Source organism: Luteolibacter sp. SL250, assembly GCF_026625605.1.
Lineage (GTDB): Bacteria > Verrucomicrobiota > Verrucomicrobiia > Verrucomicrobiales > Akkermansiaceae > Luteolibacter.
Genome location: NZ_CP113054.1, coordinates 2,795,573 through 2,817,892, shown reverse-complemented (window position 1 = coordinate 2,817,892; position 22,320 = coordinate 2,795,573). Strand labels below are relative to the sequence as shown.

The 22,320-nt window shown below is 61.7% G+C and carries 15 protein-coding genes and 2 tRNA genes; 4 read left to right on the top strand and 13 right to left on the bottom strand.

The features are described 5' to 3' along the window. Nucleotides 1-36: 36 nt before the first annotated feature. A complete protein-coding gene (locus tag OVA24_RS12440) occupies nt 37-2,256 on the bottom strand; it encodes a DUF6797 domain-containing protein (RefSeq protein WP_267670141.1) in 2,220 nt (739 codons plus the stop codon). 94 nt (nt 2,257-2,350) lie between these two features. Here OVA24_RS12440 and OVA24_RS12435 point away from each other — a divergent pair, with 94 nt between their 5' ends. After that, entirely contained in the window at nt 2,351-2,821 is a 471-nt protein-coding gene (locus OVA24_RS12435; protein WP_267670139.1) for a GNAT family N-acetyltransferase, read from the top strand. 189 nt (nt 2,822-3,010) lie between these two features. On the opposite strand, the gene lpxI is transcribed toward OVA24_RS12435, so the two are convergent. The 10 genes from lpxI to OVA24_RS12385 form a co-directional block, all read right to left on the bottom strand. Further along, complete coding sequence (lpxI, locus tag OVA24_RS12430) at nt 3,011-3,835, bottom strand: LpxI family protein (RefSeq protein WP_267670137.1); 825 nt, start codon at nt 3,833-3,835, stop codon at nt 3,011-3,013. Nucleotides 3,836-3,891: 56 nt separating this feature from the next. Further along, nucleotides 3,892-4,740 (bottom strand): phosphodiesterase YaeI, encoded by an 849-nt coding sequence (gene yaeI, locus OVA24_RS12425; protein ID WP_267670136.1) that lies wholly within the window; start codon nt 4,738-4,740, stop codon nt 3,892-3,894. A gap of 1,156 nt (nt 4,741-5,896) precedes the next feature. Next, nucleotides 5,897-5,976 (bottom strand) — tRNA-Leu (locus tag OVA24_RS12420). Between the two features lie 82 nt (nt 5,977-6,058). Continuing rightward, on the bottom strand, nt 6,059-7,738 hold the full coding sequence (locus OVA24_RS12415) for a right-handed parallel beta-helix repeat-containing protein (RefSeq protein ID WP_267670135.1): 1,680 nt from the start codon (nt 7,736-7,738) through the stop codon (nt 6,059-6,061). Between the two features lie 104 nt (nt 7,739-7,842). Beyond that, on the bottom strand, nt 7,843-12,060 hold the full coding sequence (locus tag OVA24_RS12410; RefSeq protein WP_267670134.1) for a PVC-type heme-binding CxxCH protein: 4,218 nt from the start codon (nt 12,058-12,060) through the stop codon (nt 7,843-7,845). A 73-nt stretch (nt 12,061-12,133) separates the two neighbouring features. After that, the gene (locus tag OVA24_RS12405; RefSeq protein WP_267670132.1) at nt 12,134-13,309 is read right to left on the bottom strand and encodes an FG-GAP repeat domain-containing protein; all 1,176 of its coding nucleotides are present in this window, start codon (nt 13,307-13,309) and stop codon (nt 12,134-12,136) included. A gap of 277 nt (nt 13,310-13,586) precedes the next feature. Continuing rightward, entirely contained in the window at nt 13,587-14,060 is a 474-nt protein-coding gene (locus tag OVA24_RS12400) for a DUF6886 family protein (protein ID WP_324287858.1), read from the bottom strand. Between the two features lie 322 nt (nt 14,061-14,382). Further along, nucleotides 14,383-14,457: transfer RNA gene (locus tag OVA24_RS12395), tRNA-Thr, on the bottom strand. Between the two features lie 125 nt (nt 14,458-14,582). Continuing rightward, nucleotides 14,583-15,221: a response regulator transcription factor gene (locus OVA24_RS12390; RefSeq protein WP_267670130.1), complete on the bottom strand. Its 639-nt coding sequence runs from the start codon at nt 15,219-15,221 to the stop codon at nt 14,583-14,585. Further along, the gene (locus OVA24_RS12385; RefSeq protein WP_267670129.1) at nt 15,218-17,296 is read right to left on the bottom strand and encodes an ATP-binding protein; all 2,079 of its coding nucleotides are present in this window, start codon (nt 17,294-17,296) and stop codon (nt 15,218-15,220) included. Before OVA24_RS12385 ends, OVA24_RS12390 begins: the two co-directional genes overlap by 4 nt. Before the next feature lie 118 nt (nt 17,297-17,414). On the opposite strand from OVA24_RS12385, the gene OVA24_RS12380 reads away from it, so the two are divergent. Together OVA24_RS12380 and OVA24_RS12375 are read left to right on the top strand one after the other, a co-directional pair. Further along, on the top strand, nt 17,415-18,290 hold the full coding sequence (locus tag OVA24_RS12380; protein WP_267670128.1) for a hypothetical protein: 876 nt from the start codon (nt 17,415-17,417) through the stop codon (nt 18,288-18,290). Between the two features lie 16 nt (nt 18,291-18,306). Further along, a complete protein-coding gene (locus tag OVA24_RS12375) occupies nt 18,307-19,956 on the top strand; it encodes an FAD-dependent oxidoreductase (protein WP_267670127.1) in 1,650 nt (549 codons plus the stop codon). 55 nt (nt 19,957-20,011) lie between these two features. Here OVA24_RS12375 and OVA24_RS12370 read toward each other — a convergent pair whose 3' ends face one another. Both OVA24_RS12370 and dusB read right to left on the bottom strand, forming a co-directional pair. Beyond that, nucleotides 20,012-20,485: a phage regulatory CII family protein gene (locus tag OVA24_RS12370; protein ID WP_267670126.1), complete on the bottom strand. Its 474-nt coding sequence runs from the start codon at nt 20,483-20,485 to the stop codon at nt 20,012-20,014. A gap of 43 nt (nt 20,486-20,528) precedes the next feature. Next, nucleotides 20,529-21,533, bottom strand: coding sequence for a tRNA dihydrouridine synthase DusB (gene dusB, locus OVA24_RS12365; protein WP_267670125.1), 1,005 nt, complete (start codon nt 21,531-21,533; stop codon nt 20,529-20,531). 95 nt (nt 21,534-21,628) lie between these two features. Here dusB and OVA24_RS12360 point away from each other — a divergent pair, with 95 nt between their 5' ends. Further along, entirely contained in the window at nt 21,629-22,297 is a 669-nt protein-coding gene (locus OVA24_RS12360; protein WP_267670124.1) for a hypothetical protein, read from the top strand. The last annotated feature ends 23 nt before the right edge of the window (nt 22,298-22,320 follow it).

Sequence of the window (22,320 nt, the reverse complement as noted above, 5' to 3'; positions counted from 1 at the left end):
TCGAAGACTTCGGGATAAGTCGTCTGTGGAATGGGATCAGTCTTTGTAGACGGTGGCGAAGATGTCGCCTTTCAGGATCTCGCCCCCGGTTCCTTCGAGGTCGAAGGAAACCTTGAGCTGGTGGGAAGGCTTCATGCCGGCGAGGACCAGCTCGACGGTCTTGCCGTCGGCGGCCAGCTTGGCGGACTCCACGGCGACGGTGTCGTGCTTGCGGACGCCCTTGGACTCCTTGACCAGCGCGGCTTCCTCAGCGGCGGCATCCACCTCATCCACGGAGAACTCTCCGGAACCATACATCGGTCCGCGGACGTAGTTCCAGCGCTCCACGCCGTAGCTGGCGGGATCGTTGGCCAGTTCCGCATCCAGCTTGGAGGCGAAGCTGATCTTCACGCCGGTCGGGGTGTATTCCAGTTTGTCCGGCACCGGCAGGGTTTCACCGTTGTAGCGGACACGCTGGAACGCGCACTCGGTGGCGGCATTCGTCTGCCAGCCGCGGAAGCCGAGGAGGTAGAGCGAGCCGTCATTGTGGAAGCGGCCGCGCATCGCGGAGGACTGGAGTTTGATCGGCAGTTTCACCACACCGCCCTGCAGGGTGTCGCCGCGCTTCACGGGCAGCACGCGGTAGACGCTGGACTGGCCGTAGGAAAGGTGGATGAGTTCGTTCTCCGCGAGGCCGAACTTCGCCTTCTTGTCCACCCAGATCTGGGAGCCGCCGGAGTTGTCCACCTCCATCGGCAGGTAGCACAGAGGCTCCAGATACTTGGCGTCCTTCAGGGCATGGCGGGAATCTTCCGTTCCCCAGAAGACGGGAAGCTGGGAGGCCTTGGCGAAGTTGATCTTGCAGCGTGGCTGCCAGGTGCCCTCGTTCTCACCGGTGGTGATCTCACCGTTCGGCCCGACAGCCAGACCGCCCGGAGCGCGGAGGCCGGTGGCAATCACCTCGAACTTGGCACCGTCCGGGGAGATTTTCGCGACGACACCGTTGTGGTCGAGGATGCGGTCGAAGCCGCGGCCGCCGCCCTTCACCGGGGAAGCCTTGGCGAAGTAGAAGTTGCCTTCCTTGTCCGTCTGCAGGTCGAAGGCAAACTCGTGGAAGTTCGCGGTGATGATGACGTCGCGGTTGAAAGCCTTGAAATGGTCCGTCTCACCGTCGCCGTTGAGGTCGATGAGCTGGGTGATCTGATCACGGCCGTTCACGTAGATCGCGCCGTTGACGACTTTCACACCAAGGGTCTCGAACAGACCGGAGGCGATCCGCTGCCATTTGAGGTTCTTCCAGTCACCTTTCAGACCCTTCACGGTCCAGACGTCGCCGTTCCAGGAGGAAAGCGCCGCGCTGTCCTCGTCGATGAAGTCGAAGCCGCCGAAACGCAGGTTCGCGTTCCATGGATTCTCCGTCGGCAGGGTGAGGATGTCCGTCGCATACGAGGACTTCTTGTCATCGGAGACGGTTCCGGCCGTCTCGATGGTGCCGGGCCACAGTGGCTCACCACCCTTCACCAGCGCCGCGAAATCCGGGGCTGCGGCAGGCTTGGGATCACCCTTGCCGAAGGCGAGCTGGACGACCGTTTCGCCGCCCTTGGCGATGGTGCCGATCTTGCGGCCCGCGGTTTTCGCATCGTCGGAAATCTTGATGTCGCCACCCGTCGCCACCTTCAGGTCGGCGGAGGAACCTTCATCGCTGACGAGCAGGACCAGGTCCTTGTCGCGCTTGCCGACCTTCAGGGTGCGGGTGAAAACGCCGTCCTTGTGGCTGATGGCCTCCTGCACGGAAACACCGTTCACCACATAGTCGAAGACGATGCTCTTGCCGCTGCGGAAGTATCCCTTGAAGGAGGCATCCTTCAGGTTGCCGTAGCCGGGGGTCGCACGCTTGTCCTCGAAGGAACCGCCCTGGTCCGCCCAGCCGGGGCCTCCGGCGGTGTTGAGAAGGGCTTCCTTGTTGCCGAGCGTGACCAGCGGGCCGTGGGCGCCGGTCCATGGGGTGCCGCCCCACTCGATGCCGCCGTTGAACACGGTCACCAGGCGCAGGGTCTCCGTATCGAAAAGGGCACGGTTTCCGTCGCCCAGGTCCAGCAGGATGCCTTTCAGCGCCGCCGTCCGCTTCTCGCCCTTCAGATAATCACCGAAGGTGTTCGACCACGCCGGGCCGATCTGCATCGATTCATACCATTTTGTGCCTTTCTTCGCTTCCGCCGCATGGGTGACGGGGAGCAAGGCGGCAGTGAGGGCAAGGGTTGCGTAGAGTTTCTGCATGAGGCCCGACCATACGAACCGCCGGTTTGCCGTCTAGCAAAGAAATCCCGGTTTTTCTACTCGAACAGGTAGTGGATTCAGCTTCAATCCGGGCATGATCGACATGCTCGTACGGCTCTACGACCTTCCGGATGGCACGGAACTCTACCGCTCGGTCACAGAGCAGGGCATCACCCTGCGGAAGGCGCGCGCCTTCGAGAAACACACGGTCGCCGCCTTTGCGAAAGAACACTTCTCCGCGAAATGGGTGAGCGAGGTGGAGGTCGCCATCTCCCGCCAGCCGGTCGTCTGCTACATCGCCACCCGGGACAAGGAGATTCTGGGCTTTTCCTGCTACGACGTGACCCAGAAGGCGTTCTTCGGCCCCACCGGCGTCGCGGAATCCGCCCGCGGCTTGGGACTGGGCAAGGCCCTGCTGCTGAAGGCCCTGGAAGGCCTGCGCGACAGCGGCTACGCCTACGGCATCATCGGCGGCGTGGGTCCGCGGGAGTTTTACGAGAAGACGGTCGGGGCGTTCGAGATTCCGGGAAGCAGCCCCGGGGTGTATGGGGATATCCTGCCGTGAATCATTCTCGCTGATCGAAGCTGACGGAGAATTCTACAAAAGAATAAAAAAGAGGTCGAGATCTGGCCTTCGCGCATTCTTTGTGACCTTTGCGGCTTTGCGGTAGGTCTTGATGATTCGCCATTGCAGCCGAGGGACAGGAATGGGAGCGAAGCGGACATAGCGGCTCTGCCGCAATGTCCCTCCTCCTTACTCTCCCTGCACCGCGTGGATGCCCACGCCGTGCTTCGCACAAAGTGCCGCCACCTTTTCCTTCTCCAGCAGCAGGGTCATCCCGGCCTCAATGGCGATACCGGCGACGCCTGCCTTCGCGCAGGTCTCGATGGTGTGCGGGCCGATGACCGGCACGTCGAAGCGCATGTCCTGGTTGGGCTTTGAGACTTTGACCAACATGACGTCCTTGCCACGGCCAAGCCCGCCGCCACGGACGATGCACTCGTTCGTTCCTTCGAACGCCTCCACGGCCAGCACGGTGCCATTCCTGACAACGACGGTCTGGCCGATGTCCAGGCGGCTGGTTTCCTTCGCGATCTTGTAGCCGAACGCGGCATCCGCGAGCTGGCGTTTCTTGAAGGCGGGGCCGCAGACATGACCCGCGCCGGGCAGATGATCTTCCAGGAAGGTCGTGGCGGGCAGCAGGGTGATGCCGTCCTTGGCCATTTCCTCACCGATGGCGCCGAAAAGCGTCTCCGCATTCCGCTCCTTGACCCGTGCCAGCATCATCAGGATGCGGAGGTCCGGCCGGAGGTCGAAGAGGTTCTTCGGGGAGATCTGGCCGACCATCACGGCTTCCGTGGCACCTTCCTTCTTGAAGAATTTGATGAGCTTCGAGAGCTGGCCGACGCGGAACCAGCCGATGGCGTCCACTTTGTCCGCCAGCTCGGGCTTGGTTTCGTTCTCAAAGGCGGTGACGACCAAGCGCGTGCCGGGGGAATGCCTGCGCGCCGCGGCGACGAACGTCTCCGGATAGACTCCGTTTCCTGCGATGATACCGATCGTGCGGGTGGCTGCCATGCGTGTTACCAAGGCAGTGTTCCGGGTGAATCCGGCCGCGTCAACCATCCCGACAATCAGGTGAGATCCACAATGCTGATCTCCGGGGGACAGAACAGGCGGATGCCATGCAGGCAGCCGACGCCGCGTGTGATGTGGATCTTCCGCCCCTTCCAGTCGTAGATCCCCTCCACCATCGAGCGGTCCTCCACCGGAAGCAGCGGTGCCCAGTCAATGATGGGCACTTTGATCTGTCCGCCATGGGTGTGGCCGGAGAACATCACATCCCAGGCGTAGTCCTCCACGTCCACCTTGCTGTCCGGATTGTGGGAAAGCAGCAGGGTCAGCGGTCCGTCGGACCCGGCGGGGAGCAGACATTCCCACGGCTTCGCCTCATGCCGCCAGATGTCCCCCAGCCCTGCGATCCTGAGCATCTGCCCGCTCACCTCCTCATCCACCCGCTGGTTCACCAGAAAGCGGACTCCGGCTTTCCCCATCTCCGCCTCGATCTGCCGGGCGCGGCTGTCCGGCGGGAGATACCTGCCGTCGTGGTTGCCCAAGCTTGCGTAGCAATGGGGAAAGTCGCGCAGCGGGGAGAGCGCCTCCCCGTAGCCGGAAATGTCATCGCTCCGGGAGCTGACATAGTCACCGGTCAGCACGACCAGATCCGGCTTCTGGGCCATGCCGGTCCTGACCGCCTCATGGATCTGCTCCCATGAAACACACCAGGACGCGTGGAAGTCGGAAAGATGCAGCACGCGCAGCGGACGCTCCAGCCCCAGCCCGGAGATCTTCTTGAAAGTCATCCTCAGCCACTTCGACTCGATGCGGGCCGCCCCGATGCCTCCTGCGGTGCCCAGAACACCGAGACCTCCCAGCATGAGGAAATTCCGGCGGGTCAGCAGGCGACGCGGTTTGCGGTTCATGGCGGGATCTTACTCCGGCACCGGACCGACGCGTGTGAAATTGGTGTGAATTCTACAGGGGTTGTGGGCCATACACACCGTAGGGCTCACACCCTCTACCTGTGCAGTCTTATAGCGGGCAGGAAAGCCTCCTTGTCCATCCTCGCACCTCCGCCATCAATCATCAGGACACAACTAGCTCCGCATCCAGTTCTAAGCCGTATACACTTGCTAATTCGCAATTTAGAGCCCATTTCGCTACTAGATAGCTCGTTCTTTGAACATTTTTGAAAAGAATACCAATTTTTCTTCACCCCCTACATATCCACATCGAGGTCCGCTGATGCCAAATTTTTCATGAAATGCTGCATCGATTTGAAACACTATATCGGGTTATAAGGTGTTTTGGGTTCTTTATAAGCGTCATAAGACGCAAAATGGGACACAATTCAGCAAAACGCGTCTTATGAAGCAAAATACCATATATGGTATGACGAATAGGATGTGAATACCGCAGGATCACAAGCAATGGAAAAGTCCATTGACCCGCTCCACGGCTTGGGGCAAATATCTCGTCGTTCGAGAGGCCTACTCCAAAGGTCCGAAGAACAAAAAACCGCAGGGCAACTTCTACTAAAAGCCACCCTGCGGCGAAACATTGAACCAAAAACAAGACCTCCTGATAAAGGACAGTCTCATCCTTAGGTATCCTTGCTCTGCACCGTCAGGCTACCGAACGGGTGAAAAACGTCAAATATGAAAATCAGGAGGCACTCTGCCTCATGAAACATAAACGTCAGCGCACACGAAGCTCCCGTCCCCTCGCACACAATTCCAGCAAAGGCCTTGCTACCCGGATCACCACTGACCCCATATCTCGTATCAGCGCACTGATCACGATCGCTATTGGTATTCCTGCCCTACTTCCGATGATAGGGGGAGCTATCTCACATACTATTCGGTTTATCGAGCTTCCCAACAAAGTAGAGAAACTCGCTCAAGATCGGGTTCAACAAGACTCGAGGATTCAGACTTTGGAACGCGAGCTTTTCCAAGGACGAGGAAAAGCGCCACCTTAGAACATTCTTCGCCAGCCAATCCAAGCCGACACCAAAATTGAACGAATTCTGCCCAGTTTGAGATTCATTGGCGTCACCCAACTTTTTGAGAAAGAAAGTAGCGGCCGTGGGACTCGAACCCACACTCGTTAGAACTCGATTTTGAGTCGAGCGCGTCTACCAATTCCGCCAGACCGCCATCTGGTGCGGGCGGAATGTGCCAATCCCCGTGCATACGCGCAAGAGGATTCTGGAACCGCTGGTGTTGCCGGGCCGCGCGATCAGCGGACCGTCGCGGTGTATCCCTTCGACGTGTTGTTGAAGGCTTCCTTGCCCTCCGGGAGTCCTGTGATGGTGTTGCCCTCGAAGATGCCGGTGCCTTTCGCCTGGTCCGTGATGTGGACCGCCGAGCCTCCCGGGGAGTCGATGGTGTTTCCACGGAAAAGGATCTGCTGTTCCGCCCCGCCGGTGATCTGGATGCCGCTATACATCGGGGAAAGGATCCGGTTGCCCTCAAAGACGACGCCTTTGACCGTGTCGCTGCCGGCAAAGATCCACGCGGCTCCCCTCCTCTGGCCGACGTAGTTGCCGCCGCCGCGCAGCAGCGTGTTGCCACGGACGATGCTGTCCGAAAGCGGATGGTTCGGGTAGGCGCCGGTCATGTTGATGGTGAAGACGCCCATCATGGCATTGTCGGCGAGCAGGTTGTTTTCGACGAGGTGCTGCGATCCACCGGCGAGGTCGAGATTGTGGCCCCACCAGATGGCTTCGATGGTGTTGTTTCGGAGGATGTTCCGTTCCGCGGGCGGATCCTTCCGCTCCGTTTCCGAAAGGATGGCGATGCCGTCGTCACCGCAGCCCCGGACGTGGCAGTGCTCCACCAGATTGTGGCTGGCTCCGCGGTTGAGGTTGATGCCATCCGCATAGGTGAAGCGGACGCGGCAGCCCTGGACCTTTCCTCTGGACGCCACGCTCATCCAGAAGCCGGTCTGGGTATGGGAGATCCAGACATTTCTCACCGTCCAGTTCACGGGCGTAGCCCCGGTGAAGCCCTTGCCATTCGATTTCCCGCGCTGCGTCTGGGCAATGCATTCCAAATAGAGGTCCGCGACCTCCGCTCCATCCCCGGCAAGGCGGAAGCCCATGTTGCTGGCGAAATCCTGCCCGAGGGTCGTCCCGAGGATGGAGGTGTGCCACATTCCCGCGCCCTGCACCTTCACCGGGCCTTCCAGCTCGAAGCGCTTCGACTGGTGGTAAGTGCCCGCCGGGATCCACACGACCTTCCCCTGCGCCTTCGCCTCGCGGATGCAGGCGATGATGCCGTCCGTATCGTCCTTCCCGTCGGTCCCATTGGCTCCGAAATCCACCACGGACAGCGAATTGGCGGGCTGTGGCAACGGCGGGGGTGCGAGTTCCAGGTCAATGAGATCGATGCGGTAAAACTCCGCCGCGTCTTTTTCCTGGCGCCGCAGCTCGATGCGGTCACCCGGCTTGATCTGCTGTTTGAGGATATGCCGCGACTCCGCCCAGAAAACATGGGGTGCATTCCCCGGAGTGTTCGACTGCCCGTTCTGACCTTCCTCCCCGTAGAGCCAGTTGTGACGGGAGCTGAGGGTGAGGGATTCGCTGAACGCGCCGTTGATGAACAGGGACAGAGTGGCTTCCAGTCCGCCACCGTCGGATGCATCCGGAATACAATGGCGGATGACGATGCTGTTGGCGCGGGCCTTCACCGGGAACACCACCGCGTCACCGGTCGCCTTCAATTCGACATAGCCACGCCCGGAGGCCTCCATCTCCGGGGTCACCACCTTTCCCGGCAGTCCCTGCAGGGTGACCACCGCAGCCTTCGTGCTGGCTTTCTCCGCTTCCAGGGTGGTGAAAGGGACATCCGCGCCCACGGATGCGGCATGGACGGAAACGGGCAGACAGAGGACGGCGAGGGCGAGGGGCTTCATCATGCGGTTGGTTTCAACGCATGATGAAAGCAGGATATATCAAGACCAGCCGAAAGGCGGATGAACGACAACCGCGCCCGGAGATTTGCCGGGCGCGGAAAGCGGGATCACCACTCCGGCAGGAAGGTGCCGGACTCGCAGATCATCCGCATGGCCCTGCCTCCCTTCGGAGCGCGCACCACGATCTTGTGGATGCCCGGCTGGAGGTCGGCGGTGCCGCTGGGGGCGGACTTGCCATTGATCCAGATGTCGGTCGGCTTGAAGCCATCCGCGAAGGTGAGTTGGATCTTCGCCGCTTCCGAAAGCTGGAGCTTCGTTCCGGCCATGATCTCGCTGGAGCTGGGAGCCACGGCGGCGACGTCCTCCTGCAGCAGGCGTCCGTTCACGGTGGCGCTGACAGGCGTCCATGCCAGCGCGGGATCTCCGGCGGAGGCTTTCTCCTGGAGATCCGTGGTGAGGCCGAGCACGGCCCATACCTTCGGCGCCTTGCTCTTGGTGGCGTCATAGTCGCCGGGCTTGCCGAGCTGGGAAAGGAACTTGAACAGGTCGTTCACATCGTTCTCCGGGAGGGCGGCGATCAGGTTACCGGGCATGAGGCTGCCAGCGTCCGTCTTCTTCGCGACGTTGCTCTCCGGGATGACGATCTCCTGGCCCGCGCCGTCACGCACGGTCAGGCCGCTGCCACCGCTGCGGATGAGCTGGCCCATGATGGCCTTGCCGTCCTTGGTTTCGATGATGACGGAGTGGTAGCCTTCCTTCACCTTCGCGCCCGGGTTCACCACGGACTCGATGAGGTAGTCCATGGGCGCGCTGGCACCGATGGAGGTCATGTCCGGGCCTACCTTCCCCCCTGCCCCGCCGATGGCATGGCAGGCGGTGCATGCGAGCGCAGGACGGCGATAGATCATCTCCCCGCGGGCGGCGTCACCCTTTTCCGTCGCTTGGGTGGCCATCTTCTTGATGGTCGCGTCATCATAGACCTTCTGGGCGGAACCGGCCTGTTCACGGAGCACCTTCAGGAGCGCGTCGTGCTCCGCCACATCCGGGATGTGCTGGAGGGAGGCGACGGCGGTTTCCGGCGAGAATTTCTTCTCCGCGATGACCGCGGCGAGCTGCTTCGAGATGCCCTTCGAGGAAAGCGCCTTCTGCCAGAAATCCCGGCCTTGTTCCGCCCCGGTGATGCCTGAGGCGTAGGCGGCGATGAGCGGCACGGCCGCATCCCGGTGATGCTTCGCCAGCGAAAGCACGGCGTGGCTGCGGATGTCCGCAGGCTGACCATCGGCCGCGGCGGCCACCAGGGCCTCCTTCGCGGCGGGTGCCGGGAAGTTCCCCAGCGCATTGATGGCGGCACCACGGATGGCCGGGTTCCCCTTTGCGGAAAGCTCCACCAGCGCCGGGATGAGGTCGGACGACACGGTGGCACCGGCCAGCGAGATCGCGGCGACCTTCTGCGCGTCGGAGCCGCCGTTGATGAGCGGCAGCAGCTTCGAAGCATCGCCCGCAGGTTTGATCTGGCGCTGGGACACGGCATCACCGAGACCACGGAGGGCGGACAGGGTGACAGCCTCATCAAAGCCCTGTGAAAGCACTTGGTCGTAGATGGCGGTGAGCACGGTGGCGTCGCCATTCTTCAGGCCGAGCGAGAGCCATGGTCCGGAGCCATCCTTCGGCAACGGCTTGGGGAACAGTCTTGCGATCGCCGCAGTCGCCTTTTCCGGAGGAAGGTTGCCCAGTACGAACTCGAGCGCCTTCGCGTTTTCCTTCGACTCGGGCGAGGCGAGCCATTCCTCACCGTGTTCCTGGATGTTCAGCCACAGGGCGTAGTCGATGAAGCGGTCCGTCGGCTTGTCGAGAGCCTTGAGTGCGAGATTCATCGCCTGCGCGCCGGGCACCTTGGAAAGCGCACGGATCGCCTCGATGCGGACGCGGGCGAAGTCGTCCGCAACCGCCGCCGCGAGAATCTCCATCGCCCTTTCCGAACCGATCTTTCCGTCGGTGATCGAGTCGCCATAGACCCGCACCGCCGCGGCGCGGACCTCGCCCACCTTGCTGTTCAGAGCAGCGGCCAGCAGCTTTTCGTCCAGCCCCTTCGTGTCACGGGTCTGCTGCAGCCACAGCGCGGCCAGCAAGACGCGGTCATCCTTCGATCCGTCCGACCATTTTCCGATCTCCGCATCCAGCGTCGCGGACTTGCTCTCGAACAGGATCGCCGTTGCCTGGTCGCGGTCGTAGCGGTTGTCGCTGACGAGCGACTCCAGCAGTTCCTTCTCGGAAAGCTTGGTGAAGTCCTTCGTCTTGGTGAGCGGGCCACCCTTTTTCGTGATCCTCCAGATCCGGCCGTGCTCGCGGTCGCGGCGCGGGTCGCGGAAATCGACCTCACCGTGGTTGATGATCGGGTTCGACCAGTCGGCGATATAAAGTGCGCCATCCGGGCCGATCTTCGCGTCGATGGGGCGGAAATTGACATCATCCGTGCGGACGAGATCGCCCAGTTCCTGCGCGGCGTAGCCGGAACCCTGGTCCGCGATGCCGAAGCGGACGATGCGGTGCGCGCGGAAGTCGCAGGTGATCATGTTCCCCTGCCAGTCCGCCGGGAAGTGCGCGGACTCCACGATCTCCAGGCCGGAGAATTTCGGATAGCTGCCGGGGCTGATGCTGCCGAGGATCTTCGGCGCCTTGGCGAAGGTGAAATACATCGCGCCGGGGACACCCCAGTTGATGCCCGCACCACCGGCCCCGTCCGTGACGAAGGATTGGCCGTATTTGTCGAACTGGTGGCCCCATGGGTTGCACCAGCCGTAGAAGACCGGCTCGATCTTCGAGTCACGCGGGTCGAAGCGCATGATGCCACCGCTTTTCAGGCGGAAAACGCCGTGCGGGGTCTCCGTGTCCGTGCGGGTGTAGATGCTCTGGTTGAACCACAGGCGGCCGTCCGGCCCGCGGCGCAGGGTGTGGATGTTGTGGTGGGTGTCCTCCGTGCCGAAGCCGCTGAGGACGCGGGTCTTCACATCCGCCTTTCCGTCGCCGTCGGTGTCCTTGAAGTGCAGCAGGTCCGTGCTCTGGCCGACATAGACGCCGCCATCCCCAGGCAGCACCGCGGTGGGCATGAGCATGCCTTCGGCAAAGACGGAGGACTTGTCCGCCTTGCCATCGCCATCACTGTCGGAAAGGACGATGATCTTGTCATCGGCGGTCTGGCCCACCTCCACCTGCGGATACGTTTCCGAACTGGCGACCCACAGTTTTCCGGAGGGGTCGAAGTTCATCTGCGTCGGCTTGTGGAGGAGGGGGTTCTCCGCCCACAGGGTGATCTCATAGCCCTCCGCCACGGTGAAGTTGGGATGCGGCTGGGTCACATTCTTCGCGAATGCGGACTCCGTGCGCACCGGCGCATCCGGCACCACGACGTTCTTGGAAAGATCGCGCATCTTCGCGATGGCCACCTCCTGCTCCGCGATGAGCGCGTCGAACTGCGGGATCTCCTTCGCGTTGTTCCCTTGCTCCTTCTTCCGGAAGCCGAAGATGTAGGCCATGTTCGCCGGGCGGGACCGGTTGAAGAACCACTCGTTTTTCTTGAGGATGTGACGGCGCAGGGCGGCGGCGCTGTCGCCCTTGTCCCACGCTCCGGCTTTCCAACCGAGGCCCTTCTCGATATGGCGGGCCAGCGCCTTGTAGCCTTCACCGGTGAGGTGGATGCCGTTCTGCGTGTAGGCCGGTTCCTGCGGAAGGTCCGCCAGCGGGACGAAGGGCAGGCTGCGCTTTGCGGCCGTGTCCTTCAGCACCTTGTCAAACGCGGCGAGATGCTCTCGGTGCGCGGCCGCCTCCGAGGCCGCGATGCCGGGGAACTCGAAACGCGGCGGCGCTCCCAGCACCACGATGCGCACTTCATTTCCCGCGGACTTCGCCGCGTCATCCAGCAGGCGGTCGAGTTCCTTCTGGAACTGCTCCGGTGTCCCGCCCTTCACGAGAGAGGATGCCATGCCGTAGCCCAGCACGATGACGTTCGGCTTGTAGGTGGCGAGCTGGTTCTGGAGCTGCCTCCATCCTTCCTCCGGCGGTTCCAGTCCGGCTTGCAGAAGGCTCAGGCCATTCCGCGAATCACCGGCGGGGGTGTCCGCATTCCATCCGAGGTTCCGGAACGTCACGTTGCGGTCCGGGAACTGGGTCGTGAAGGCGAGTTCCACCCATCCTTCGTATTGCTCGCGCTCGATCAGCGCATCCCCCAGAAAGGCGACGCGGTCGCCGTCCTTGAGGTCGAAGCTGGCGGCGAACACCGGCGCGGTCAGCACCGGCAGGAGGGCGAGAGATGGGATCAGGTGTCTCATGCGGAAAAACGGATGGGTTGGGAAAATGGAAAAACGGCGGCGGACCGTGGCCCGCCGCCGCAGGGAAAGTGGATCAGCGTTTCTGGATGTGGATGAAGGTGCCCTTCTTGTTGGCGGTCAGGAAATCGACCAGACCGTCACCGTTCACATCGCCGGATGGCAGCATCACGCCCACGCCGGAGTCCCCATGGATCACCTTGGGAGTGAACTTCACCTGGCCGTTCTCACGGGTGACCTTCAGCCAGAAAAGCGTGGCGGGATCATTCACGCCCGGGTCACCGGTGCCATCGGCCTTCGGTGCGTGCGCCCAGAAGCGCTTGCCCGTGATGACATCCTTGATGCCGTCGCCATCGACATCCACGAAGTCCACGCCGTGCATCTGCGTCTCGTTGAAGCCGCCGGCGGAGGTTTCCTTCTTGTCCGTCAGGATGGGGTGCTCTTTCCAGCCGTCCGCCGTCTGCTCGAACCACGACATGCCGTAACCGTGCGCGTCGATGACGGTGAGGATGTCGTTCTTCCCGTCGCCGTTGAAGTCATAGACGTACATCTGCGCGCCGCCCTTTCCGGGAATCGGCACGGGGTTCAGCACCCACTCGCCTTCCTTGCCGGGGTTCTTCCACCAGCCGCGCTTCTCGATGAAGTCGATCTTGCCGTCGCCATCCACATCACCCACGCCCTGGCCGTGCGTGTAGCGGAAGACGGACTTGTCCGACGGGGTGATCGGCTTGAACGTCCACGGCTTGGTCGGGTCCGCTCCAGCGGTGGCGTAGCCGTAGGAGCCGTTCTGCGCGCAGACGATGTCCACCTTGCCGTCGCCGTCGATGTCCACGAAGTGCGGTGACTCGCCGTCAACGATGTCGAGGACCTGGTGCTTCGCCCAATGGCCGTCCTTGCCCTTCGGGTTCTCATGCCACCACGCGCCCTTGCCCGGCCAGCTATAGACCATGATGTCCTGCCAGCCGTCGCCGTTGATGTCATGGGCGAACTGGAGGAAGATGTCCGAGTAGACCTTCGGGTCGTAGGACTTCGTGTCATAGATTTCCTTCCGCTCCTTGAAATCCGGCCCCGCATACCAGTAGGGCCCGGAGATGATGTCCGGCTTGCCGTCCTTGTTGACGTCAGCGATCGCGCCGCCCTCCGCGAAGAAGTTGTTGTCCAGTTGCTTTGTCTCCCAGGAAATGGAGATGACGGCGGCCAAGGCAACAGTGCCGGTCATCGCGGCCAGCGGGAGCATGAGGGTGGGTTTCATGGAGAGACTATTTCGGGATTCGGGCCTGCGATCAATCAAAGATTTTCACAGAGATTCACAGATTTCCACAACCTGCGCCGGTCCGATACGCTACTACCCCGGAAAGCATTTCAGGAAAAGCGAATCCTCCGCTTTCACGATGATTAAGCCCCTCCGCCCGCTCTCCACCTCCGCTCATTTCCTCCGGAATCATGGACTCCCGTGCAGATGGAGCCGCTGGCCGGATCTGGACTGACGCCCTATTCGGTACGGATGGGAATTGAATCCATGATCAATTTCATGGTGGTCCAATTTTCCGAGGTTCGGCATTGCGCATTCTGATGCAGGAAAACTCGACTTGCGTCGAAACCACTTGATCGAAAATCGGCCAAAGGGAGGAAACCACGTGAAGCTCTGAACCTGTTTCTTCCAGAGCTGCGGTCGGATCGTCAATCTGGCGGCAATCCAGAGGAATGACCGCTTCGCGGGATACAAAATAGCCTGCAATCGCATCGGCGGATTCAAAATTTTCACCAGGCATCTCATAAACCCAGATCGCCGATTGCCGGATTCTCTCTTTCCAGGAGTTTTCGACATGAATGATGCGGTGACCTTTTTCAGAAAGGAATGAAACCCGTGGACAGTCTCTGGGAAAAAGGTAGTTGGCCAGGTGCTTCTCATCAACAGCCCATACGACGGGGCTTTCGCCCATGATGCTTCTGGGGAAAAATCGGCTGATTCCCGGGGAATCACTCACATGAAAGAGGCGCATCTTTGTCTGATTGTGTGATTGAAGTCCCGGCCTCGGAATCCAGACAAGGAGTGGGAATCGGACATGATGCGCGGCTCTGAAATCGGCACCAAATCAGTTCCTGCAGGTTCGATTCCTGTCTCGGTCGCAAAGATGGGTGAAGCGTCCATTCGGAGAAATCGTGAATTTCAGGCGACGGTCTTCCGTTTGTTTCCCACAGACCCAATCAGATATCCCCAAAAAAGCAGAAGATCACTCGCTTTTCAAGGTGACCTGGAGGTAACCGGAGAAAGAAGCGATTGATTGAGTTCTCCTCTGCAAAGGCAGAAACAAGTGGGATAGGTGGAGCCGCTGGTCGGATTTGAACCGACGACCTATTCATTACGAATGAATTGCTCTACCCCTGAGCTACAGCGGCCTTGATCACCCTCCAGTCCCGTTGGAACAATGACTTCGGAGCGTGTCGCGGCGGCGAGAGAAGCAGCTCCAGGTCACCGCGTCAACGGAAATGGAACAGATGGATTCCGTCCAATGTGGGACGATCTACTCATCCACCTTCAGGATACCCCGTTGCATCGCTTCGGAGATGGCTTCCGCCCGTCCGGTGACACCCAGTTTCACAAAGATCTGCCGCAGATGCTGCTTCGTGCCGCTTTCCGAGAAGCCCAGCACTTCGGCGATTTCCTTGTTGCTGAGACCTTTTGAGACCAACGAGAGGACTTCCCGCTGGCGCCCGGACAGGACCGGCGAGTCGGCGGCCTCCTTTGCCCGGCGAACCAGCCGTTCCGGTATCCATGTGCCGCCGCCTGCCACCGTCCGGATGGCCTGCACCAATTCCACGGCCTTGCTCCGTTTCAGGGCATAGCCTGTCGCCCCGGATGCCATGGCCTGCTGGATCTCGTCCTCCGTCTCATAGGAGGTGAGGAAGAGGATCCTCGCATCCGGAAACTCGCGGCGGATCTGCCGCGCGGCCTCCACGCCGTCCATGTCCGGCATCCGCAGGTCCAGGAGGATGAGGTCCGGCCGCTCCCGGCGGTAGGTTTCCACCGCGGTCCGTCCGTCATCTGCCGTCGCCACGACCTCCATATCCGGCTCCAGCGAAAGTACGGCTTCCAATCCCATGACGACCACGGCATGATCGTCCGCTAGGACGAGACGGAGGTTTCCGGCGGATTTGCTCATACGTTGCCCTCCACCGTTTCCAAGGATGCGATGGGACAGCAGGCACGGATGCTTGTTCCCTCCCCCGGCTGGCTCCGGATCTCCAGCAATCCGCCGAGGCGGCGCAGCCGTTCCTTCATCCCGTTGATGCCGAAGTGACCGGTGGAAATGCCTGGGGCCTGCCGGATATCGAATCCCAACCCGTCATCGGCGATCACCATTTCCACTTCTCCTTCCGCCACCATGAGGAACACCTCCACCCTTTCCGCATGGCCATGCCGGACCGCGTTGGAGATCGCCTCCTGCGCCACGCGGCAAAGATGGGCGGAGATCCGGTCCGGCACTTGCGAGGCATCTCCTGAAGCCGTGACGTCCACCGCGACCCCCAGCTCCGACTGCTCCCCGGCGATGACCTCCAGCGCCTCCGCGAGGCCACGTTCTTCGATCACTTCCGGGGTGAGATCCCACACCGCCCTGCGCAGTTCATCCCTGCTGCGATCCAGCAATCTCCGGGCGAGCGCCAAGGGCCTCGGAGCCTCCGCCGTCCCCACCGCTTCGAGCTGGAGCGACGCACCGGTGAGCGTCTGTTCAAGCGTATCATGGAGATCCGCGGCCAATCTCCGACGTTCCTGGAAGACGATCTCCTGCTCCCTGCGCGCCGCGATCTCATGGACCAGCGCCCTGGACTTTTCCGCGACCCGCCGCTTCAGGAACAAGGCCCATCCTCCCGCACCCGCGGCCACCACCGCCGCACCACCCACCACGGCGAAGATCCGCAGCGGAGTCCACCAAGGACCAGCCTGGATCAGTTTCAGATCCTCCATGCCCTGCAGGTGGAGCCGGTAGTCCGCCTCGCCACGGCCCACCCTCAGGAGGTGCGCGTTCAGGCCGGCCTCCAGCGCCCCCGTCGCTTCCATGATGCTACCCGCCACAGGCAGCGAGCGATCCTCCGGTCTCTCCGCGAAGTAGAGCGGGATCTGCCGGGAACCGAACAGCAACTGGAGCGGCGCACCTTCCGGCTCCGTGGATCCTCGCGTGACCGTCCCCTTCATCCGCACGCGCATGCCATCCTTCCACAGGAACTCCTTTTGCAGGAAATACTCCGGCTCCATCCGTTCGGCGGGTGGCAGGATGGCACGACCGGTTTTCCTGACCACTGCATCCTCCAGCTCCCCCCGTGGTCCGTTGAGCCCGGGAAAGCCCACCGCCTCCACACGGTCACCAGGTACCAGCGCCGGAGCCTCACGCGGGCGGATCCACAGCACATCCTCCTTCTCACGGATGACCACCGTATCCCCGTCCGCATAGTTCACCACCCCACCGACGCGGATCGTCTCGGAAAAATCATCGTCCGCGGCGGCGGGCAGCACCTCCGGCAACGGCTGCCGGGGCACCGCACCGAACTCAGGAGCCGGTTCCACTATGGTCACCCAGTCGGGTTGGTTCACAACGACGAAGGGGACGAGCGGCAGCCAGTTGACCGTCTTCCAACGCATCAGCACTCCGCGCACACGAACGGTCGTACCGGGCACCAGTAACCGCCGCGTTTCCTCATCCCACCGGGATATCCACACCATCAGCCTCGCGGAAGCTGGTCCGAGTTCCAGGACCAACCGAGATGGAGTGACATCCTCCTCGATCCTCGCCACACGGATCACGTCCTCACACTGCACGGAAGAGCCATCCAGTTCCGAAACACGCAGGGCCGCAAGATCCATCTCCACCGGAGCCGGCAGCGGTGCCGTCCCCAGCACCCTGAAACCCTGGACATGGATCCGCGGCGTCGGCGGAGAGGTGATGGTACGACCCGTGACCTCCACCTTCATCCCCACCTGGAAGGAAGGATCCGCGGACTCGTCCTCCCTGATGCGCGGCCACTCCAGCATCACTCCTCCCGTATCGTCCTCCACCACCAGTCCCGCACCCTGTCCGCGGACATAGGTGACCACTCCGGTGATCCTCACCGGCTTCATCGAAGCACTTTCCTTCCGCGTCAGGCGGCGCACCTGCTCCGCATGGGTGAGTTCCCCCGCATGGAGCCAGCCCGGGGCGCACAGCCACACGCAGCAGCACAAGACCATGGGCAGACGGAGCATCGTTTCCGTGATAAGCGGGCAGCACCCGGCTGTCGATCCACTTCCAACTCCACTAGCCTTTCGCCTACTGGACGCATTCCGGTCCATCCGGCAAGCTCTCCATCAAACCCGAAATCCCATGAATCCGTTTCTCCCCATCATCCTGGCGCTATCGACTACGATCCTTCCATCCGCGGGCACCGTCCTGCTCAGCGACGATTTCTCCGATGGAAACCGGACCGCACCCGCCTGGTACTACGCCCAGGGACAGGCGGGAAGTACCCTCACCACCAACGGAACACGGCAGAACCTGCTCCTGGATGCGGCATCCCGGAACAATGCGCAGGTCTGGACCACGTTCGCAGGAACCACCCTGAACATCGGCCACACTCTGTCCGTCAGCTTCAATTTCGATGCCACCGGTGGAATCGCCTCCGCCGACGATGGGCCGTTCCGGATCGGTTTTTTCAACGTGGGATCTCCGGTGAATGCGGACATCAACAATGGCATCGGCAATCCGAGTTGGAATGGAGCAACGGGCTACGGTGCCTTCGCTGACATCCATGCGGACGCCGCCGTCGACACCTCCCCGGAGTCCACGCTGAGGCAAAGGACCGGTGCCAGCGACACCCTGTGGGCAGGGGCGGCCAGCCCGGTTTCCTTCACCACCACCCTTACACCGTCCGACAGCAGCCATTCCGTCGGCAGCACCGCGAATCTGGCGGCGGATGATCTCCGCTATCTCGTCACCTTCTCACTCACACGCACCGGGAGCGACACCATGGATTTGTTCTACCAGATGCGGGACACGTCCAACAACATCATCAGCACGATGAACGCCACCGATGGCAGCGGGATCGTCTCAAGTTTCAATACGTTCAGCGTCTTCACCGGGACATCGGTCGGTCAGGATTTCGCCATCGACAATGTGGTGATCTCCGTCGTCCCTGAGCCCTCCTCCATTCTGGTATTTGCACTTGCACCATTCCTGACCGCATACCGCCGCCGGCGTTGATGCTCCATTTCCCATCATGTTGAGATCCAGATTCCTCTCCGCCCTTTCGTTCCTTCTCTGCCCCGCTGTCCATGCGGCGGACGCCCACCGGGCTGACATCATCGTCTATGGCGAATCGCCTTCCGCTCTCGGCGCCGCGCTCGAACTCGCGGACTCCCGGCATGACGTGCTGCTCGTCTCTCCGGTCGCACACGTGGGAGGTATGATGGTCGAGGGACTCGGCCATCAGGACATCGACAAGCGCAGCGGCAGTGGAGAACCCATCGGCGGGCTGACCGCGGAGTTCTACAAACGCATCGGGGACGCGTATGGTGCGAAAAAACCACGCTACCATTTCGAGGCGAAGGTCGCACAGCGCGTGATCGACGGCTGGCTGGATGAAATGAAGGTCCGCCAGATCCGCGGCAAACGCCTCGCTGAAACCCCGGAAGCCGTGGCGAAGAAGGACGGCCGTATCACCTCCCTCAGGCTGGAGGATGGCACCGTCATCGACGGCAAGGTTTTCATCGACGGCACCGTGGAGGGCGACCTGATGGCGGCCGCGGGCGTCACCTACGCCTGGGGACGGGAGGGAAATGCCGCCTATGGGGAAAACGTCGGGGGAGTCCTCAACCCGACCCACAAGGACCAGTACAAGGTCGCTGTCGATCCCTACGTCGTCCCAGGGGATCCTTCCTCCGGCGTCATCAAGGGTGTCAGCAACGAACCGGTCGGCACCCATGGCGCGGCCGACCGTTCCGCGATGGGATTCTGCCTGCGCCTGCCCCTCACGAAAAACCCCGCCAACAAGATCCCCATCACCGCGCCTCCCGGCTACGACCCCAAGGACTACGAGATCTACCGCAGGTTCCTCGCGGCAGGCGGAAAGAACGATTGGCTCGATGGCCCCGGCCGCCAGAATGCCAACCCGATGCAAAAGCTGTTCGACCTGGGAAGCTGGCATGACCTTTCAGGCAACTTCTACGGCCGCAACCATGACTACCCGACCGCCAGCCACGCCCGGCGGCAGGAAATCTACCGCGAACACAAGGAGTACACCCAGGGACTGATCCACTTCCTCTCCACCGATCCGTCCGTGCCGCAGGAGATCCGCGACGAGTGGAGCAAGTGGGGCCTGCCCGCCGACGAGTTCACCGACAACGGCGGTTGGCCCCGCCAGCTCTACATCCGCTGTGCGCGGCGCATGGTTTCCGACTATGTCATCACGGAGGCGGATGTCCGCCGGGATCCCATTGGCTCCGTCACCCCCCGCCCCGCCGTGGATGACCCCATCGGCATCTGCTGGTGGGCGGTCGATCTCCACAATGCCCGCACCATCATCCGTGACGGAAAAATCTACAACGAGGGTGCCTACTTCGACCTGACCAACTACCGGCCCTTCGGGGTCCCCTACCGGTCCATCGTTCCGAAGCGGGCGGAATGCTCCAACCTGCTGGTTCCCTCCGCCCTATCTTCCAGCTATGCCGGATACGGAGCCGTGCGGCTGGAGTGGACCTTCATGGTACTCGGCCAGTCGGCCGGCGCGGCGGCGGGGCTGGCACTCGACCGGGATGTCTCCGTCCAGGATGTTCCATACCAGGATCTGAAAACCCGGCTCATCGCGCGGGCACAGAAGCTGGCGCCACAACCGGTGGTCGCCCCGGAGCCTGTCCCGGCGAAAGATTGACCCCGATATCGGGGAGCTGTCTCCACGATGGCTCCCGCCCGCCCCCGGGGTTCCTTCAGTTCGCGGGCTTGCTGTTCACCATCCGCTCGAAGTCGCCCTTCTCACAGCAGCGGACGAATCCCTCCGCGTAGCTCTTGAGCTTGTCCCATATCTCGCGGATTTCCTTGGCCTCGTCCTTGGTGATCGAGTGATCCACCGCGGCGGTGGAGATCTGGCTCAACAGTCCGGAAAACTGGGCGATCAGTTCCTGGGTGGCCGGCATGACATGCTGGATGTCCAGCTCCTCCACCTCCGGGTCCATGACGAAATGCCCGCCGTTCTGGCGGCAGAGCCATTCCACGATGCTGGGGTCCCCGCTGAGGTCGATCACCTTCTGCAGGCGATCCAGCGGATTTCTGCTGCCAGAGCCGTCCTCCGAAGGCTTCTCCGCCCACTTGTAGACAAGGGACAGCGAAATCCCCAGCTCCGCGGCAACCGCCTTGGGACTGGTTTTTTTCAACGCCCGCTTCAACACCTCATGGCTTTCCATGCGGGGAAATTGCACGGCCCCGGCCAACTTGGAAAGCCGGGATTCAGAAAACCGGCTCCACTTCGGCAAGCTCAGCCTGGCCGATGGAAAACGCGGCGAGATCCTCCACCTCAGCGACCGAAGCGACCTGGCAAAGCCTCTGGCGGAGGTCGCGGGCGCCGGGAAATCCCTTGCAATAGCTCATCAGGCGGGAGCGCATCGCGGTCAGGGTCTGCTTTTCATCCCCATAACGGGCCGACTCCACCGCCAGCCGGCAGTGCCGCAGCACCAGCAGCCAACGCTCCTCCAGCGGCACGGACGGCAGGGTTTCCCCTGTTTCCAGAAAGTGTTTCGCCTCCCGGAACACCCACGGGTTCTGCATGGCCGCCCGCCCGATCATCACTCCGGACACGGCGGTGGTACTCTTCCGCTTCACCAGATCCTCACCACAGGAGATGTCACCGTTGCCGATGACCGGGATGGACACCGCACGGGCCACCGCGTCGATGACCTCCCAGTTCGCCTCCCCGCCGTAGCCCTGCGCCCGCGTGCGGCCGTGGACGGCGATGGCCTGCATCCCGTTGTCTTCCAGAATCCTGGCCACCTCCACGGCGTTGATGGTCTTTTCATCCCACCCGATCCGCATCTTCGCCGTGACCGGCACCTGGTCGCCCACCGCCTTTGCCACGCCGGCGGCGACGGATGCCAGCACCGGGCAGTCCTTGAGCAGGGATGATCCGCCGTTACGTGCCACCACCTTGTTGACCGGGCAGCCGAAGTTGATGTCGATGAAATCCGGGCGCTTCCAGTCCACGACTTTCTTCGCCGCCTCCCCCATCCGCTCCCCGTCCGCTCCGAAAAGCTGCACCCCCACGGGACGCTGCTCATCCGTGAACTCCGTGTATTTCCGCGTGCGGCTGTCCGCCTGCATGATCCCCTCCGCGGAGACGAACTCCGTCACCATCACATCCGCCCCCAGCTCCTTGCAGATGCGGCGGAAAATGAGGTCCGTCACCCCCGCCATCGGCGCGAGGTAGAGCGGGAATTTGTTCTGGAACCAAGGGAGCACGCGGCGAGCCTAAACAAAGCGACGCAAAAGAGCCAACTTGCAAAAGTGAAGGATCCAGCTTCATTACCGAAAATCTTCCCGCCGGTTTTCAAGCCATGCCCTCTGATCCCAATTCACAAACCTGGCGATGGTTCCGTGACACTCATTTTCCAGATGATCGTTCACAGGATACCCCCGTTTTCCGGAGTGCTGTGAACCAGCCCATTCAGATCCATCAGAAAAGAAATCGCAAGCTGATCGCGCACGCTAGTGAGCTTGATCGGCTCCTGAAGACCGAAATCGACAAATTGAAGGCCGGAATCAATGACCCGGCAGTCAGAGGACTGATCTATATCATGTATAGCCGCGACGCACACGGCGAGTTTGATCCGGCATACGTGGGAGTTGCCGAGAAACTGGGAAGATCCGGAAATTTATCTGGGCCTCTCGCGAGATCCAAAGGCCCGTTCAGCCGCTTCGGATACGATTCGCTAGGGCATATCGGTGGTATTTCCGACGCGCTTTTCAGCGCGACTTCGAAGGGATACAGGAGGTGGCCGCAACGCTTCTTTTCCCTCGGCGCGAACGACGATCATGTTCTCTCACGCCCCCTTTTCGTTTGGGCTAAAGCATGGAATAGCCAAAATCCCGTCAAGATAGGCGACAGCCTGTTTCCTCACTGTTCTCTTGGTTTTCTGGAGGCGCTGTTGATTTTCACACTTGATTCACTCTACCCCAACCGTCTGTTGAACAGCAAGGGCATGGACCGGACGATTCCGAACTAGATTTGTTTGCATTCAAAGGAAGC